The sequence below is a fragment of the Borrelia tillae genome, assembly GCF_055693965.1.
The window spans coordinates 503349-516986 of record NZ_CM146346.1; the positions used below are offsets into that span (position 1 = coordinate 503349).

Annotated in this window: 20 protein-coding genes and 1 pseudogene; 19 read left to right on the forward strand and 2 right to left on the reverse strand. The window is 31.6% G+C overall.

Annotated elements, in window-relative coordinates:
- Positions 1-2: 2 nt before the first annotated feature.
- The 17 genes and pseudogenes from rplE to ACWUD1_RS02580 all read left to right on the forward strand — a co-directional run bounded on the left by rplE (position 3) and on the right by ACWUD1_RS02580 (position 10205).
- On the forward strand, positions 3-551 hold the full coding sequence (gene rplE, locus ACWUD1_RS02500; protein WP_472756278.1) for a 50S ribosomal protein L5: 549 nt from the start codon (positions 3-5) through the stop codon (positions 549-551).
- Between the two features lie 14 nt (positions 552-565).
- On the forward strand, positions 566-751 hold the full coding sequence (locus ACWUD1_RS02505; RefSeq protein ID WP_472756279.1) for a type Z 30S ribosomal protein S14: 186 nt from the start codon (positions 566-568) through the stop codon (positions 749-751).
- A gap of 9 nt (positions 752-760) precedes the next feature.
- The gene (gene rpsH, locus ACWUD1_RS02510; protein ID WP_472756280.1) at positions 761-1159 is read left to right on the forward strand and encodes a 30S ribosomal protein S8; all 399 of its coding nucleotides are present in this window, start codon (positions 761-763) and stop codon (positions 1157-1159) included.
- Positions 1160-1180: 21 nt separating this feature from the next.
- A complete protein-coding gene (rplF, locus tag ACWUD1_RS02515) occupies positions 1181-1723 on the forward strand; it encodes a 50S ribosomal protein L6 (protein WP_472756281.1) in 543 nt (180 codons plus the stop codon).
- 19 nt (positions 1724-1742) lie between these two features.
- Entirely contained in the window at positions 1743-2102 is a 360-nt protein-coding gene (gene rplR, locus ACWUD1_RS02520) for a 50S ribosomal protein L18 (RefSeq protein WP_472756282.1), read from the forward strand.
- Positions 2095-2610 carry a 30S ribosomal protein S5 gene (gene rpsE, locus ACWUD1_RS02525; RefSeq protein ID WP_472756916.1) on the forward strand — a complete coding sequence of 172 codons (516 nt, stop codon included), beginning with the start codon at positions 2095-2097 and terminating at the stop codon, positions 2608-2610. The genes rplR and rpsE overlap by 8 nt, the downstream gene beginning before the upstream one ends.
- A 3-nt stretch (positions 2611-2613) precedes the next feature.
- On the forward strand, positions 2614-2925 hold the full coding sequence (gene rpmD / locus ACWUD1_RS02530) for a 50S ribosomal protein L30 (protein WP_472756283.1): 312 nt from the start codon (positions 2614-2616) through the stop codon (positions 2923-2925).
- Positions 2918-3355 carry a 50S ribosomal protein L15 gene (gene rplO, locus ACWUD1_RS02535; protein ID WP_472756284.1) on the forward strand — a complete coding sequence of 146 codons (438 nt, stop codon included), beginning with the start codon at positions 2918-2920 and terminating at the stop codon, positions 3353-3355. Before rpmD ends, rplO begins: the two co-directional genes overlap by 8 nt.
- An 11-nt stretch (positions 3356-3366) precedes the next feature.
- Entirely contained in the window at positions 3367-4671 is a 1305-nt protein-coding gene (gene secY, locus ACWUD1_RS02540) for a preprotein translocase subunit SecY (RefSeq protein WP_472756285.1), read from the forward strand.
- A gap of 9 nt (positions 4672-4680) precedes the next feature.
- Positions 4681-4794, forward strand: coding sequence for a 50S ribosomal protein L36 (rpmJ, locus tag ACWUD1_RS02545; RefSeq protein ID WP_472756286.1), 114 nt, complete (start codon positions 4681-4683; stop codon positions 4792-4794).
- 9 nt (positions 4795-4803) lie between these two features.
- Complete coding sequence (gene rpsM, locus ACWUD1_RS02550) at positions 4804-5181, forward strand: 30S ribosomal protein S13 (RefSeq protein WP_472756287.1); 378 nt, start codon at positions 4804-4806, stop codon at positions 5179-5181.
- Positions 5182-5211: 30 nt separating this feature from the next.
- Positions 5212-5600: pseudogene (rpsK, locus tag ACWUD1_RS02555) on the forward strand (30S ribosomal protein S11).
- 15 nt (positions 5601-5615) lie between these two features.
- Positions 5616-6647, forward strand: a complete 1032-nt coding sequence (locus ACWUD1_RS02560; RefSeq protein WP_472756288.1) for a DNA-directed RNA polymerase subunit alpha — start codon at positions 5616-5618, stop codon at positions 6645-6647.
- A gap of 18 nt (positions 6648-6665) precedes the next feature.
- Complete coding sequence (rplQ, locus tag ACWUD1_RS02565) at positions 6666-7037, forward strand: 50S ribosomal protein L17 (RefSeq protein WP_472756289.1); 372 nt, start codon at positions 6666-6668, stop codon at positions 7035-7037.
- A 73-nt stretch (positions 7038-7110) separates the two neighbouring features.
- Positions 7111-8652 (forward strand): ribonuclease Y, encoded by a 1542-nt coding sequence (gene rny, locus ACWUD1_RS02570; protein ID WP_472756290.1) that lies wholly within the window; start codon positions 7111-7113, stop codon positions 8650-8652.
- Positions 8642-9433 carry a TIGR00282 family metallophosphoesterase gene (locus tag ACWUD1_RS02575; protein WP_472756291.1) on the forward strand — a complete coding sequence of 264 codons (792 nt, stop codon included), beginning with the start codon at positions 8642-8644 and terminating at the stop codon, positions 9431-9433. Before rny ends, ACWUD1_RS02575 begins: the two co-directional genes overlap by 11 nt.
- Entirely contained in the window at positions 9414-10205 is a 792-nt protein-coding gene (locus ACWUD1_RS02580; RefSeq protein ID WP_472756292.1) for a TlyA family RNA methyltransferase, read from the forward strand. The genes ACWUD1_RS02575 and ACWUD1_RS02580 overlap by 20 nt, the downstream gene beginning before the upstream one ends.
- Here ACWUD1_RS02580 and ACWUD1_RS02585 read toward each other — a convergent pair.
- Positions 10202-10720, reverse strand: coding sequence for a GerMN domain-containing protein (locus ACWUD1_RS02585; RefSeq protein WP_472756293.1), 519 nt, complete (start codon positions 10718-10720; stop codon positions 10202-10204). The two genes, ACWUD1_RS02580 and ACWUD1_RS02585, sit on opposite strands and share 4 nt — an antisense overlap.
- Positions 10721-10746: 26 nt before the next feature.
- Complete coding sequence (locus tag ACWUD1_RS02590) at positions 10747-10959, reverse strand: hypothetical protein (RefSeq protein ID WP_472756294.1); 213 nt, start codon at positions 10957-10959, stop codon at positions 10747-10749.
- 97 nt (positions 10960-11056) lie between these two features.
- Here ACWUD1_RS02590 and der point away from each other — a divergent pair, with 97 nt between their 5' ends.
- Positions 11057-12379, forward strand: a complete 1323-nt coding sequence (gene der, locus ACWUD1_RS02595) for a ribosome biogenesis GTPase Der (RefSeq protein ID WP_472756295.1) — start codon at positions 11057-11059, stop codon at positions 12377-12379.
- Positions 12376-13635 (forward strand): hypothetical protein, encoded by a 1260-nt coding sequence (locus ACWUD1_RS02600; RefSeq protein WP_472756296.1) that lies wholly within the window; start codon positions 12376-12378, stop codon positions 13633-13635. The genes der and ACWUD1_RS02600 overlap by 4 nt, the downstream gene beginning before the upstream one ends.
- Positions 13636-13638 lie beyond the last annotated feature (3 nt).

The following is a 13638-nucleotide window of genomic DNA, read 5'->3' on the forward strand; positions in this document are numbered from 1 at the left end:
TTATGAGTTATATTCCTGAATTAAAGAAGCATTATAAAAATAAGATTATAAAAGAGCTTGTTAGTGAATTTCAATATAAATCTATTATGCAAGCCCCCAAAATAGAAAAAATTGTTGTTTCTATGGGAGTAGGTGATGCTGTTAAGAATAAGAAGCTTTTAGATTCAGCTGTTTTTGAGCTTAGTCAGATTACTGGGCAGAAAGCTGTTAAGACAAAGGCTAAGAAAGCCATTGCTGGATTTAAGATTAGGCAGGGTCAAGAAATAGGTGCTAAAGTTACTCTTAGGGGTAACATTATGTATGAGTTCTTATATAAACTTATTAATTTAGCGTTACCTCGTGTTAAGGATTTTAGGGGTGTAGATAGTAATGCTTTTGATGGCAATGGTAATTATTCTTTTGGGATAGCAGAGCAAATAATATTTTCTGAAATAGATTATGATAAAATAGAAAGAATATCTGGCTTGAATGTTACAATCGTAACTACGGCTTTAAATGACAGAGAGGGTAAAGCTTTGCTTTCTAAGTTTGGTATGCCATTTAGCAGTTAAAGGAGTTTTTATTTATGGCTAAAAAGTCAATGATAGTTAAGGCCTTACGAAAGCCAAAATATAAAACAAGACAGAAAAATAGATGTAAGTTGTGTGGGCGTCCAAAGGGATATATGAGAGATTTTGGCATGTGTCGTATATGCTTTAGGAGTTATGCATCTACAGGATTGATTCCTGGTGTCTCAAAATCAAGCTGGTAAGGAGAATTTATGGCTGTTACGCATTCAGTAGGAGATATGTTAACTAAGATAAGAAATGCAAGTAGGGTTAAGCATGAATTTGTAGACTTAAAGATGTCTAAAATAAATAAGTCTATCTTAAGTATTCTCAAAGAAGAAGGATATATTAGAAATTATAATATCTTTGACAAGAAAGGAATTTCTTTTATTAGGGCAATACTACATTATGATAGCAAGAGGAATCCGGCTATAAATAGAATAGATGCTATTTCAACTCCTGGTAGAAAAGTTTATTCTTCATATAAGAATATGCCAAGGATAAAAAATGGATATGGCATATTAATAGTATCTTCTTCTAAAGGTGTTATTACTGGTAAACAAGCCAAGGAAAACAAAGTAGGCGGCGAGCTAATTTGCTCAGTTTGGTAAAGTTTAAGGGGGTAGGTAAATATGTCACGTATTGGTAAACTTCCTATAAAGATAATTGACTCTGTTAAAGTTGACATTAATGACAACGTAGTAACAGTTGAAGGAAAGAAGGGTAAATTAAGCCAAAAAATTAATAGTAGCATTAATGTTAAAGTTCAGGATAGCAGTATTATCGTTGAACGTTCCTTTGACGACAAACGAACAAGAGCTTTTCATGGACTTTATAGGAGTTTAATTTTTAATATGGTTAAGGGAGTATCTGATGGATTTTCAAAATCTCTTACTATCAATGGTATAGGGTATAGGGTTGAGCAACAAGGCAATAGTCTTTTTTTCAACTTGGGATATTCAACTCAATTTGAGTATGTAATTCCTGAAGGGATCAATATTAAACTTGATGGTAATACCAAAATTTCTGTTGAGGGTATAGATAAGTGTAGAGTTGGACAAGTAGCTGCTGAAATTAGAAGTTTGAAGGCTCCAGAACCATATAAGGGTAAAGGAATTAAATATGACAGTGAAATAATTAGACGAAAGATAGGAAAATCAGGGGTAAAAAAATAAGTTTTAGGTGCAAATATTTATGAAAAGAATAAAAGAAGCTGAAAAAAGAAATATAAAGCGTAAAAAAAGGATAAGGGCTAGAATTGGGTTTGGCGTTGCAGATAGGCCTAGAATTACAATTTTTAAGTCCAATAAATATTTTTATGCTCAAGTCATTGATGATATGGCAGGTCATACTCTTGCCAGTGTTTCTACCATTGAGAGAGATCTTAAATTGAATAAGAATATTGATGATGTAAAGAAACTTGGTGAGGTACTTGCAGAGAGACTGAAGGATAAGAAAATAAGTAGACTTGTTTTTGATAGAAATGGTTATAAATATCACGGTCTTATTGCAAGTTTTGCAACTTCTTTGCGTGAAGCCGGTATTGATGTTTAGGGGGGGAATTATAGTGGAATCTCAAGTTCATAAAAAGCAAATAGAGAAATTAATATCGCTCAATAGAGTTACTAAAGTTGTAAAGGGTGGAAGAAGGTTTTCTTTTTCTGCTTTTATGGTTGTTGGTGATGGCGAGGGTCAAGTTGGTTGGGGTTTTGGCAAGGCTAATGATGCTAGTGATGCAATCAAGAAAAGTTTGACTAATGCTAGGAAAAACTTAAGATTGATTCCTATTAGAAAAGGGACTCTTCCTCATATGGTTATTGGGGATTTTAAGAAAGCCAAGGTTTTAATTAAGCCAGCAACTCAAGGTACTGGCATTATTGCAGGTGGTCCTGTTCGTGCTGTCATGGAAGCATTAGGAGTGCATGATATTTTGAGTAAATCTCTTGGTTCAAATAATTCTATGAATGTAGTAAAAGCGACTTTTAAAGCATTTGATCTGGTTTTAGATGCTAGGAAAGTAGCACAGATAAGAGGTAAAACTTTAAGGACTTTATGGGGTTAGTTTATGATTAAGAGAAAATTGCGACTTCAACTTAAGAAGATTCGGTTTAAAGCTTCAAGAGCCAGAATTAAAAATAAAGCTTTTATTAAAAGAATGGAAAACAATAGGGAAATTCTTGGTAGAAGAGATAGCGAGGTTGAAGTTGAGCTTCGGAGGAGTCTTATTGGAAAATTAGACAGTAAGGTTAAGACGTTGAAGGCTTTGGGATTAAAGAGAATAGGAGATAAAAGGGTTCATACCTTAAATAAATCTATTCAAGGGATGCTTAACAGTGTAATTAGCATGGTGTTATTAAGTGAGGTAAAGAATGATTAAGTTAAGGAAACCTTTAGGGGCTAATAAGTCTCGAAAAATTGTTGGTAGGGGCCCAGGCTCTGGGCTTGGCAAGACTTCTGGTCGAGGGCAAAAAGGACAAAAGGCTAGAAATAGTTCGCCAAGGGTTGGCTTTGAAGGGGGGCAAACTCCTCTTTATAGGAGGCTTCCAAGAAGAGGTTTTTCCAATCATGACTATAAGGTTAGATATGAGATTGTAGGCCTTGAAGATATAGATAGAAAGTTTGAGGATGGGGATCTCGTAAATTATGATTCTTTGTTGCAAAAAGGGCTTATAGGTAAGGATAAAAAAAATATTAAGATTTTGGCTAATGGCAAACTCACTAAAAAGGTGAATTTTGAAGTTTCTCGTATGTCAAAGCCTGCTGAGGAATGCGCAACAAAGATTGGTTGTAATATTAAATTGATTTAGATGGTAGTAGAATGAGAGGTTTATTTTTTAATTTGTTGACACTTAAAGACTTAAGAGTTAAGTTTTTATTTACTTTGTTTATTCTTTTTATTTTTAGAGTGGGATTCTACTTACCAATACCAGGAATAGATCCTGTAGCTCTTAGAAGTCACTTTAAGTCCCAGTCAGATTTTTCCATTACCAATTATTTTGATTTTTTTTCAGGTGGTGCTTTTAGCAATTTTTCCATATTTATGCTTAGTATAGGTCCTTATATTTCAGCATCAATTATTATTCAGCTCCTTGTTTATTCTTTTCCTGCTCTTAAAAAGATGCAAGAAGAGGACAATGGAAGGAAAAAAGTAAAAAAATACACAAAATATTTAACTATTGTTGCAGCAATAGCTCAAGGATATGCTACTAGTGTTTATGCCAAAAGTATTCCAGGAGCACTTAATATACCTTTTTATAGATATATTTTTATTGCTATTTTAACGGTTACAACAGGTACTTTTGTCCTTTTATGGCTTGGCGAACAGATTAATCAGAGAGGAATTGGGAATGGTGTATCTTTGATAATTTTTTCAGGGATAGTGGTTAGACTTCAGGCAGCTTTATTTAATTTGTTTCAGAGCATGCGAGACCCATCTCAAAATATTAATCCTGTCTTTGTGATATTAGTACTAAGTATTTTCCTTTTAGTTGTAATATTAATTATATATGAATATAAAGCCCAAAGACGTATTGCTATTCATTATGCTAGAGTAAACTCACGTAGTACAGTTAGTTCATACTTGCCAATCAAGCTTAATCCGTCAGGTGTTTTGCCTGTTATTTTTGCATCTGTGCTTATTACTTTACCTTTGCAAATTTTGAATGGATTTTCTGAAACTTCTGTTATCTCACGACAAATTTTATCTTATTTAAGGCCTAACGGACTTTATTATACTATATTAAATGTAGTTTTAATTATAGGGTTTACATATTTTTATTCAAAAATACAATTGAGTCCTAAAGATATAAGTAATAATATTCGCAAAAACGGGGGAACCATTCCAGGTATAAAGGCAGACGAGATGGAAGGTTATTTGGATAAGATCATGAATAGGACATTATTTTCAGGGTCTATCTTTTTGTCTATTATTGCAATTATTCCATTTTTAGTGCAAAATATCTTTAGATTTCCTTATGATGTCTCAAGGATCATGGGTAGTTCCTCATTACTTATTATGGTAGGCGTAGCTCTTGATACGTTAATTCAGATTGATGCATATTTAAAGACTCAAGGATTGTCTCGTAGGACTGGTAAGAAATATGCTTTTTTGCAGAAAATTTAGGAGTAATTTATGAAAGTTAGGGTAAGTGTAAAGCCGATTTGTGAGAAATGTAAGGTAATAAAGAGAAAAGGTGTTTTAAGAATTATTTGTGATAATTTTAAACACAAGCAAAGACAAAGATAAGGGGAGAGAATGGCTAGAATAGCAGGAATAGATTTGCCGAATAACAAACAACTTCAGATAGCTCTTACATCTATTTATGGCATAGGAAGGGCTAGAGCTTTAGAGATTTGCAAGAAGACAGGTATTTTGCCAGACAAAAGAGCTAAAGATTTAGATAATGATGAAGTTAATAAGCTTAGAAAGATAATTGAGAGTGATTATGTTGTTGAAGGAAAACTTAGAAGTGAGCTAGCTATGTCTATTAAGAGACTTATGGATATTGCATGTTATAGGGGTCTTAGACATAGGAAAGGTTTGCCTTTAAGGGGTCAGAGAACTAAAACTAATGCAAGAACTAGGAAGGGCAAGAGAAAAACTGTGGCTAATAAAAAGATAGCTGCTAAATAAAGTTGTTTTATTTATGGAGGAGGGAGAAGTTTGAGTGCAAAAGTGTCAACTAATAAAAAAAAGATAAAGCGGAGTATTGGTGAGGGTAATGTTTATATACAGGCTACTTTTAATAACACAATTGTAACTGTGTCAGACATAAGAGGAAATGCTTTGGCTTGGGCGAGTGCAGGTGGGATGGGCTTTAAGGGTGCTAAAAAATCTACTCCTTATGCTGCTCAGATAACTGCGGAAGCGGCTTTAGGTAAGGTTAAAGATTTTGGCATTAATTATGTTCATGTTTTTGTCAAAGGGCCAGGAATTGGTAGAGAATCTGCTATACAGCAGTTGGTTCAGCAGGCATAATTGTCAAATCAATCTCAGATGTTACTCCAATACCACACAATGGGTGTAGACCTAAGAAAACTAGACGAGTTTAGTTAGAGGAGCTATTGATGTCTTTAGGAAAACTTTTAAAAGATTTTACTATACCTGACAGGATTGAGTTTTTAAGAGGAGAGGATGATGGCTCTTATGGAAAGTTTATAATATATCCTTTTGAGAAAGGCTTTGGTGTTACTGTTGGTAATACATTAAGGCGAGTTTTGTTATCTTCTGTTGAGGGATATGCTATTTCTGCTATGAGAATTCAGTCTAATCAAGGTGGATCTTTAAAGATTGTTTCAAGCGAATTTGATTTAATACCTGGGGTTGTAGAGGATACTCTTGAAGTAATTGCTAACATTAAAAATGTTCATTTAAAGTTGGATGAAGGAGTTAACAGTATGACGATCAATCTTTCTGTTAATGGGAGAGAGACTAATGTTTTAAAAGCATCCCATCTTGAGAGAGAGGGAATTGAAGTTTGTAATAAAGATTTAGTTATTGCGACACTTTCAAGTGATGCAAATTTAGATTTTGAGTTTCAAATTGATTATGGGAGAGGATATGTTTCCTCTGAACAGAATGCTAAGTATTTAGAAGAAGTTAACACTATTGCGCTTGATTCTATATTTTCCCCAATAGAGAAGGTGACATATTCTGTTGAAGATACTAGAGTTGGACAGAGATCTGATTATGATAAACTTGTTATAGAGATTTGGACAACGGGTGTCATTAGTGCTAAAGATGCAATTAAAAAGGCAGCATCTACTGTAAGGGAGTTTTTACTTCCATTGGTTAATTTCGAAGATAAAGTTGTACATTCTGTTGATGATTTTGAATTTAGAGATTCTGATATACTGAGTATGAGTATTGAAAAATTAAATTTATCTGTTCGGTCTCTTAATTGTTTAACTAAGGAAAATGTGAAGACTTTAGGAGAGCTTATTAGTAAGACCGCAGAGGAACTTTCAAAGGCTAGAAATTTTGGCAGAAAAAGTTTAGAAGAAATAGTTGAAAAGCTTAATGCTTATGGATTGTTTTTAGGCATGTCTAAGACAGAAGCTTTAAAAATATTAAGTAAGAGCGATAAAATATCTCGTTAAAAAGGAGATCATTTTTATATGAAAACGAAGGTAGGATTTAATAGATTAGATAGAAAGGCAAGTCATAGGAAGGCTCTTTTGAGAAATATGATAATTTCTCTTTTTAGACATGAAAGAATAACTTCTACTAAAGCAAAATTAAATGAAGCTAAAAGGTTTGCTGAGAAGTTAATTACCAGAGCTAAGGTTGATAGTGTGCATAATAGGAGAGAAGTGTCAAAATTTATACATGATAAATATATCCTTAATAAATTATTTACTAAAATTTCCCCTATCTTTAGAGAGAGAAAGGGTGGTTATACTAGGGTGATTAAGCTAGGACAAAGGTATGGGGATGCAGCTGAGATGGCAATTCTTGAACTAGTTGATAAAACCTTAGAAGAAAAGTAGTAGTCTTACACAATTAGATATTTTCTTTTAAAGTAATATTTAATTGGTTTGGTGGAATAGGGGGGTAAGTTATATGGAATATATTACTTTTTCTTCTATTCTTGCTGGTATCCTGGGTATTATCTTAGGTTTTGTGATAAGAATTATTTTAGGTAGATTTTCTTTATTAAATTTAGATAAAAAATTAAAGAAGATACAGGAAGAGTCATTCTTAGAGATAGAAAATGAAAGAAAACGAGTTATTTCACATGCAAAAGCACAAATGCTTAAAGAGAAGAACCAGCAAGATAGGGACATAAGAGAGAGAAAAAATGAGGTTTTTAATTTAGAAAGAAGATTATTGCAACGAGAAGAGACTTTAGACAAAAGGGTAGCGTCTCTTGATAAGCAGCAAGGCAGAATTGAATTTAAACTTAAAGAATGTGAACAAAAGGAAAGGGTAATACGCGATAAGGAATTATCTCTTGTTAAAAAGTTAGAAAATATTGCAGGTTTGACAAAAGAAGAAGCAAGAAAGATTGTAATTGAGAAGATTGAAAATGACGTTAAAAGAGATGCTCAAATTATTATCAATAAAAGTGAACAGGAAGCTCAACTTTTAGCAGATAAGGTCGCAAAAGAGATTTTGGTCTCTACTATGCAACGTATAGTGACAGAAGTTAGTTCTGAGTTTACAGTTACTTCTGTTGAACTACCTAATGATGAAATGAAAGGTAGAATCATCGGTAAAGAAGGGCGTAATATTAGGGTTCTTGAAACTTTAATAGGTGCAGATATTATTATTGATGATACCCCTGAGGCTGTCGTTATATCTTGTTTTGATCCCGTAAGAAAAGAGATAGCTAAGAGAACTCTTGAGAGACTTGTTGCAGATGGGAGAATTCATCCCGCAAGAATTGAAGAAATTGTTTATAGTGTTACTAATGAAATTAATAATATTATTCTTGAAGAAGGTGAGAAGGCAGTATTTGATTTAAATATACATGGATTTGATAAAAGACTCATTAAGGGACTTGGAAGACTTTACTTTAGAAGTAGTTATGGTCAGAATGTTTTAAGTCACTCAAAAGAAACAGCGATAATAGGAGAAATTTTAGCTAAAGAAATGAAATTGGATCCTATTGTTGTCAAAAGGGCATGTGTTTTACATGACATCGGAAAAGGTATGGAGAGTATTTCTGAGAATAGTGAGGGGCATGCTATTACAGGTGCTGAACTTGCTCAGAGTTGTGGTGAGAGTGATATTGTCGTTAATGCTATTGCTGCACATCATAATGAGATAAAGCCTGAGAGTTTAGAGGCTATTGTTGTTCAAATTGCCGATGCTATTTCTGCATCTCGACCTGGTGCAAGACGTGAGAGTTTAAACAATTATATAAGCAGACTTAAGAGGCTTGAAGAGATTGCGTATGGTTTTGAGGGTGTGCAAAAATGTTATGCAATCCAAGCAGGGCGTGAGGTTAGGATTATTGTTGACAATTTATTAGTTAATGATGATAAAGCTACTATGCTTGCAAGAGATATTGCAAAGAAAATAGAGATTGAGATGAGGTATCCTGGTAAAATAAAAGTTACTATTATTCGTGAGACTAGAGTTATCGAGTATGCAAGATAAAGATGTTATTCGATCTTTAATTATTGGAGATATTGTAGGTGATGGGGGACTTAAAAAGATTTTTTTTAATCTTAAGAGTCTTCAGGAGAAGTACAACATAGATTTAACAATTGTTAATGGAGAGAATTCTGCAGGTGGATTTGGCATTACTCCAGAGATAGCAGAAAACCTTTTTAAGGCAGGTGTAAATGTTATTACCACAGGTAATCATGTTTATGCTGATCATAGCATAAGGGAATATTTGGATAAGCAGGAATATGTTTTAAGACCAAATAACTTTTCAGATTTACTTGAAGGGCACGGATATTGCATTTTAAATGTTAAAAGTGAAAAGGTTGCTGTTGTAAATGTTCAAGGATTTTTAGGAATGACTTTCATTGTTAAAAATCCTTTTGAAAATATAAAAAAAGTTGTGAATATGATTAAAAATAAGGCTAAAACTATTTTTGTTGATTTTCATGCTGAGAGTAATTATGAAAAGGAAAGTTTTGGATATTTTTTAGATGGTTTGGTTACTGGAGTTGTTGGTACGCATACGCATGTAATGACTCAAGATGAGAGAATTTTAGATAAAGGAACTGCTTATATTAGTGACCTTGGGATGACTGGTAGTTTAAATTCTGTTATAGGCTTTAATCCTGAAATTTCTCTTAAAGGTTTGCTTGAATATGTAGCTTTGCGAACGGAAACTGTTGAAGAAGGTGTAATTATACAAGGAGTTGTTATTACTTCTCATTTAAAGACAGGACGTGCTTTAAAAATTGAAAGAATACAGAAATAGTTTATTAAATGTGCTTTGTAAGAATTATCCTAAATTTACAAGAGAAGAGTTAAGAATTTTAATTTTGACTGGAAGAGTGTATGTTAATTCTCATAGAGAACGAAATCCTAAAGTTTTGTTACTGAAGAATAGCAAAATACACTTAGTAGAAAATCAGTCTAGACAATTTGTTTCAAGAGGCGGAAGCAAGCTTCTTGAATCTTTAGAAGCATTTAAGATTATAGTTAGAGATAAGATTTGCATTGATGTTGGAGCTTCAACAGGTGGCTTTACAGATTGTCTTTTGCAAGAAGGTGCTAGGTTGGTTTATGCAGTTGATGTTGGATTTAATCAATTGTCTTATAAACTAAGGGTTGATCCAAGGGTTAGGGTTTTTGAAAAGACTAATATTTTTGATATCAAACAATTTGACATACAACCTAATTTAGCCGTTATTGATGTTTCTTTTAGATCTGTAATAAATATATGTGTGGAATTAATGGGCAGTCTTACTGATAAGCTTATTATTGCTCTTGTTAAACCTCAATTTGAGCTTAAGGGATTAAATTTAGATATAAAAGATTTTAATGGTATAGTTAAAAATAGATATTTAAATGAGATATTGGATAGAGTAATTAGAATATTTTATAATAATGATCTTCAAGTGAAGAATATATTAAAGCTTACAACTAAGGGGCGGAAAGGGAATCAAGAATTTATGTTTTTAGTTGTTAAAGATAATGATATAAGTCTTAATCAATCTCTTGTATTTCTTAGGGATATGAATTTTTAATATTTTGAAATTTTTTTATTATTTAAAATTCCTGAAAAGTTGAGATTTAAATCTTCAAATATTATTGGGCTATTTTCAATTTTTAAGGTGATTCCGTTAATACCTTGGATTTCAAGGCATGTTGAAATAATTTGTTTTACCTGATGAATTATTCCTTCGACTCCAAAGCTATTTTCATAAAACTCTTTGGATAAATTTATATGAGCAATTCCATCATTTATGCTTAAATTTAGTATCTTGGTATTGATAGGAATTAAACTTAAAAAATTATTTTTAAGTTCATATTCATTTGGACCTTTAATTAATGCTTTTAATGTTTCTTCAAGGATATTTTGATCATAATGAATAATTCTTTTGGTTCCTTGTTTGAAAAAATGTCCCTCAGAGGTAACTTTAATAAAATATAGCTTAACTTCTTTTTGGTTTTTTAAGTATTTTTGTCCTTGATATTTAAATTCTTCTTCAATTTTTTGTATTTCAGGTGGTTTGATTAAATAATTTTCATTATTAAACATTTTAATAGTTTCACTTTCTGTATGATCTAATTTTGCGTCGATTTCTTAGATTTTGATTCGATAAATTCAAAATTATGATTGTTATCAATTTGTTCAGTGAATATATCTCTAATTAATGAATTTTTAATTGTTAGTAATAAACACAATGTTGTTAGCATACTTGCAAATAATATTAAGAATATGTCTGTTTGAGTAAAATTACTTTTCTTTCGTCTGCTATTCTTTTTCTTTCTTATCAATTGAACATCCATTTATAATTGGCATAAAGGTATAATATTTGATAATATAAGATATTATAATAAAAATACCTACGTATAAGAAAGAGGCGGGTTAACTTTGGATAGTTCTACTAGAGTTCAAAATTATAAAAGTGTCCTTATTGCTGGCAGACCAAATGTTGGAAAATCTACTTTATTTAATAAACTTTTAAGTTTTAATAGGAGTATTACTGATAAGGTTTATGGTGTTACTAGGGATTTGGTAAGAGAAGTTTGCACTGTAGATTCTCATAAATTTTATTTGATTGATGCTGGTGGATTTACTCTTTTAAAGGATGAACTTAGCAAGGCTGTGGTTAATAAAGTTATAAGTTTACTTGATAGTGTTGACTTGATTTTACTTGTTCTAGACGTAAATGAAATGTTGTCAGAAGATTATGAACTTATTGAAAGGCTAAGAAAATATAGAGATAAGATAGTTTTGGTGTTAAATAAGGTAGATAGTCATCATAAGGAAGCTTTAACTTATGAATTCCAAAAATTGGGTTTTAGAGAGAATTTTTTGATTAGTGCAATTCATGGAAAGGGAATTAATAGCTTAAGAACTTTTTTGAAAAGTGTAGTGGGTAGTTTAAGTAGTGATGATAATAATATTGATGTTAAAATTGGTATTATAGGAAAGCCAAATTCGGGCAAATCTACTCTTATTAATTTTTTGGCCGGATATGAAGTTTCAATTGTATCTCCTGTGGCGGGAACCACTAGGGATTTTATTAAAGCAAAATTGCAAAGAAATGGCAAGACATTTGAGATTATTGATACGGCTGGAATAAGACGCAAATCAAGAGTAAATGAATCTATTGAGCATTATTCTGTCAGCAGGTCTTTAAGAGTCATTGATATGGTAGATATTGTTCTTCTGTTAATTGATCTTAAAGAAGATTTAACGACTCAAGATAAAAAAATAGCTCATTATGCAACTAAACGAGGCAAAGGAATTATTATGGTGTTTACCAAGTGGGATCTTGTAAAGTCAAAGAATGGTTATTTTGATGCTTTAAAGGAACGTGTTAGGTTTTTTTTCCCAATTTTAAATTTTGCCCCTATATTAAGAATATCTGTTCATAAGGAAGTAGGATTAGATAATCTTTTTAAAGAGGCCATTAAGTTAAAGAAGCAACTTGATCTTAAGATAAATACTTCTGATTTGAATAAGATGTTAGATTTATGGATTAAGGACTATCATTTAAATATTTCACATAAAGTGAAATATTTAACTCAGATTAGTGTTAATCCTGTTAAATTTATTTTATTTGCGAATAAGATAACTAATTTTCCAAATTCTTATTATAATTATTTAGTAAATAATATTCGTAAAATTGGCTATTATAATATTCCAATTTTAATAGAACTTAGGGACAAGACAAGAGACTTAAAGTGAGATATATATTTTTATTTTTGATAGTTGTTAATCTAAATCTCTTTGCATTTGAAAATTTTGTTTATGATTTTAGTGTCAGGTCCAATTATGCAAAATATTTCAGCTCAGATAGTACTACTTTCAATATAAAACCTAAAAAATATTATATTGCAGATAAGGTTTATGTTGAAGTATCAAGTTCAAAATTAGGGGATTGCACTTATTATTCTTTTTTTAATAGAAAGGATAATGTTTCTTATATTTTACCAGGTTCTTATGTAATTAAAGTGGGGAGATATGGCATTGAGCAGATAAAAATATTTCTTTTAAATAGGGCAGATACTTTTATTAGAATCAAAGCAGGTAGTGTTAATTGTAGTGCTGATTTTTATTTGGTCAATACTTTAATTTATAGCAATATTAACTTGCCGTTTAAAATTAGCGATATTGCTACTGGCTCCTTTGTAGAAATAGCTAGATATATTAGCGATTTTATTGATTTAGGACTTTTTATGCCTAAGTATTATGATACCTATAATAATGTTTCTAATTTTGTTGATAATCTAGAATCATTTTTCAAGCTTTATCCTTTTATGGTTGAAGTACATGATGGGGCAATGAATGAACTAGGTGAAATGGTATATATTAATACGGGTAAGCCTCAACGAGAGCCTGCAGGATTTAATTGTTCTGGATTTGGCAAATGGATAGCAGATTCAATTTACAAGGCAATGACAGGTAAGCTTTTGAGAATAAATGATCTTAAAATTAGGCATATTGGAGTTAGAGGTAATAGTTTTACTGGATACTATGAGTTTAGTAGGGATCCATTCTTTGGACTTGATTGGACTCGTAATATTGCTTATAAACTTAAAAATGTTGATTCTGATTTAGATCTGTCTAAGATTAAGGATTTGGATGTAAATAACGTTAATTTTTTTCAATATATTGAAAATCGTGGATATGAGATTGATAATTTAGAGTTTATTTTGTATTATTTAGCTGTAAAGGAGCCTGGTCATATATATTTTGGCTCTGTTAGTACAACAATTGATGAGTTTCCAGGAAAGATTTTTCACAGGCATGTTATTGTGCTATTTCCATTTATTGACAAAGAATCAATTTTTAGAGTATCTTTAATGGAAATTAATAACGAAGCTTCAATTAAATCGCTTAAGGATAGATATCCAAATTCATATGTGCATTTGGTTAGAACCAAGATTCCAAAGAATATGTCTATAGTTCCGATACCGATACCAAAAAGGATAAATAACTAGACG

Bases quoted from the DNA above. Each gene is read 5' to 3' on its own strand.
- rplE (WP_472756278.1), top strand. From the start codon at position 3: ATGAGTTATATTCCTGAATTAAAGAAGCATTATAAAAATAAGATTATA.
- ACWUD1_RS02505 (WP_472756279.1), top strand. From the start codon at position 566: ATGGCTAAAAAGTCAATGATAGTTAAGGCCTTACGAAAGCCAAAATAT.
- rpsH (WP_472756280.1), top strand. From the start codon at position 761: ATGGCTGTTACGCATTCAGTAGGAGATATGTTAACTAAGATAAGAAAT.
- rplF (WP_472756281.1), top strand. From the start codon at position 1,181: ATGTCACGTATTGGTAAACTTCCTATAAAGATAATTGACTCTGTTAAA.
- rplR (WP_472756282.1), top strand. From the start codon at position 1,743: ATGAAAAGAATAAAAGAAGCTGAAAAAAGAAATATAAAGCGTAAAAAA.
- rpsE (WP_472756916.1), top strand. From the start codon at position 2,095: ATGTTTAGGGGGGGAATTATAGTGGAATCTCAAGTTCATAAAAAGCAA.
- rpmD (WP_472756283.1), top strand. From the start codon at position 2,614: ATGATTAAGAGAAAATTGCGACTTCAACTTAAGAAGATTCGGTTTAAA.
- rplO (WP_472756284.1), top strand. From the start codon at position 2,918: ATGATTAAGTTAAGGAAACCTTTAGGGGCTAATAAGTCTCGAAAAATT.
- secY (WP_472756285.1), top strand. From the start codon at position 3,367: ATGAGAGGTTTATTTTTTAATTTGTTGACACTTAAAGACTTAAGAGTT.
- rpmJ (WP_472756286.1), top strand. From the start codon at position 4,681: ATGAAAGTTAGGGTAAGTGTAAAGCCGATTTGTGAGAAATGTAAGGTA.
- rpsM (WP_472756287.1), top strand. From the start codon at position 4,804: ATGGCTAGAATAGCAGGAATAGATTTGCCGAATAACAAACAACTTCAG.
- ACWUD1_RS02560 (WP_472756288.1), top strand. From the start codon at position 5,616: ATGTCTTTAGGAAAACTTTTAAAAGATTTTACTATACCTGACAGGATT.
- rplQ (WP_472756289.1), top strand. From the start codon at position 6,666: ATGAAAACGAAGGTAGGATTTAATAGATTAGATAGAAAGGCAAGTCAT.
- rny (WP_472756290.1), top strand. From the start codon at position 7,111: ATGGAATATATTACTTTTTCTTCTATTCTTGCTGGTATCCTGGGTATT.
- ACWUD1_RS02575 (WP_472756291.1), top strand. From the start codon at position 8,642: ATGCAAGATAAAGATGTTATTCGATCTTTAATTATTGGAGATATTGTA.
- ACWUD1_RS02585 (WP_472756293.1), bottom strand. From the start codon at position 10,720: ATGTTTAATAATGAAAATTATTTAATCAAACCACCTGAAATACAAAAA.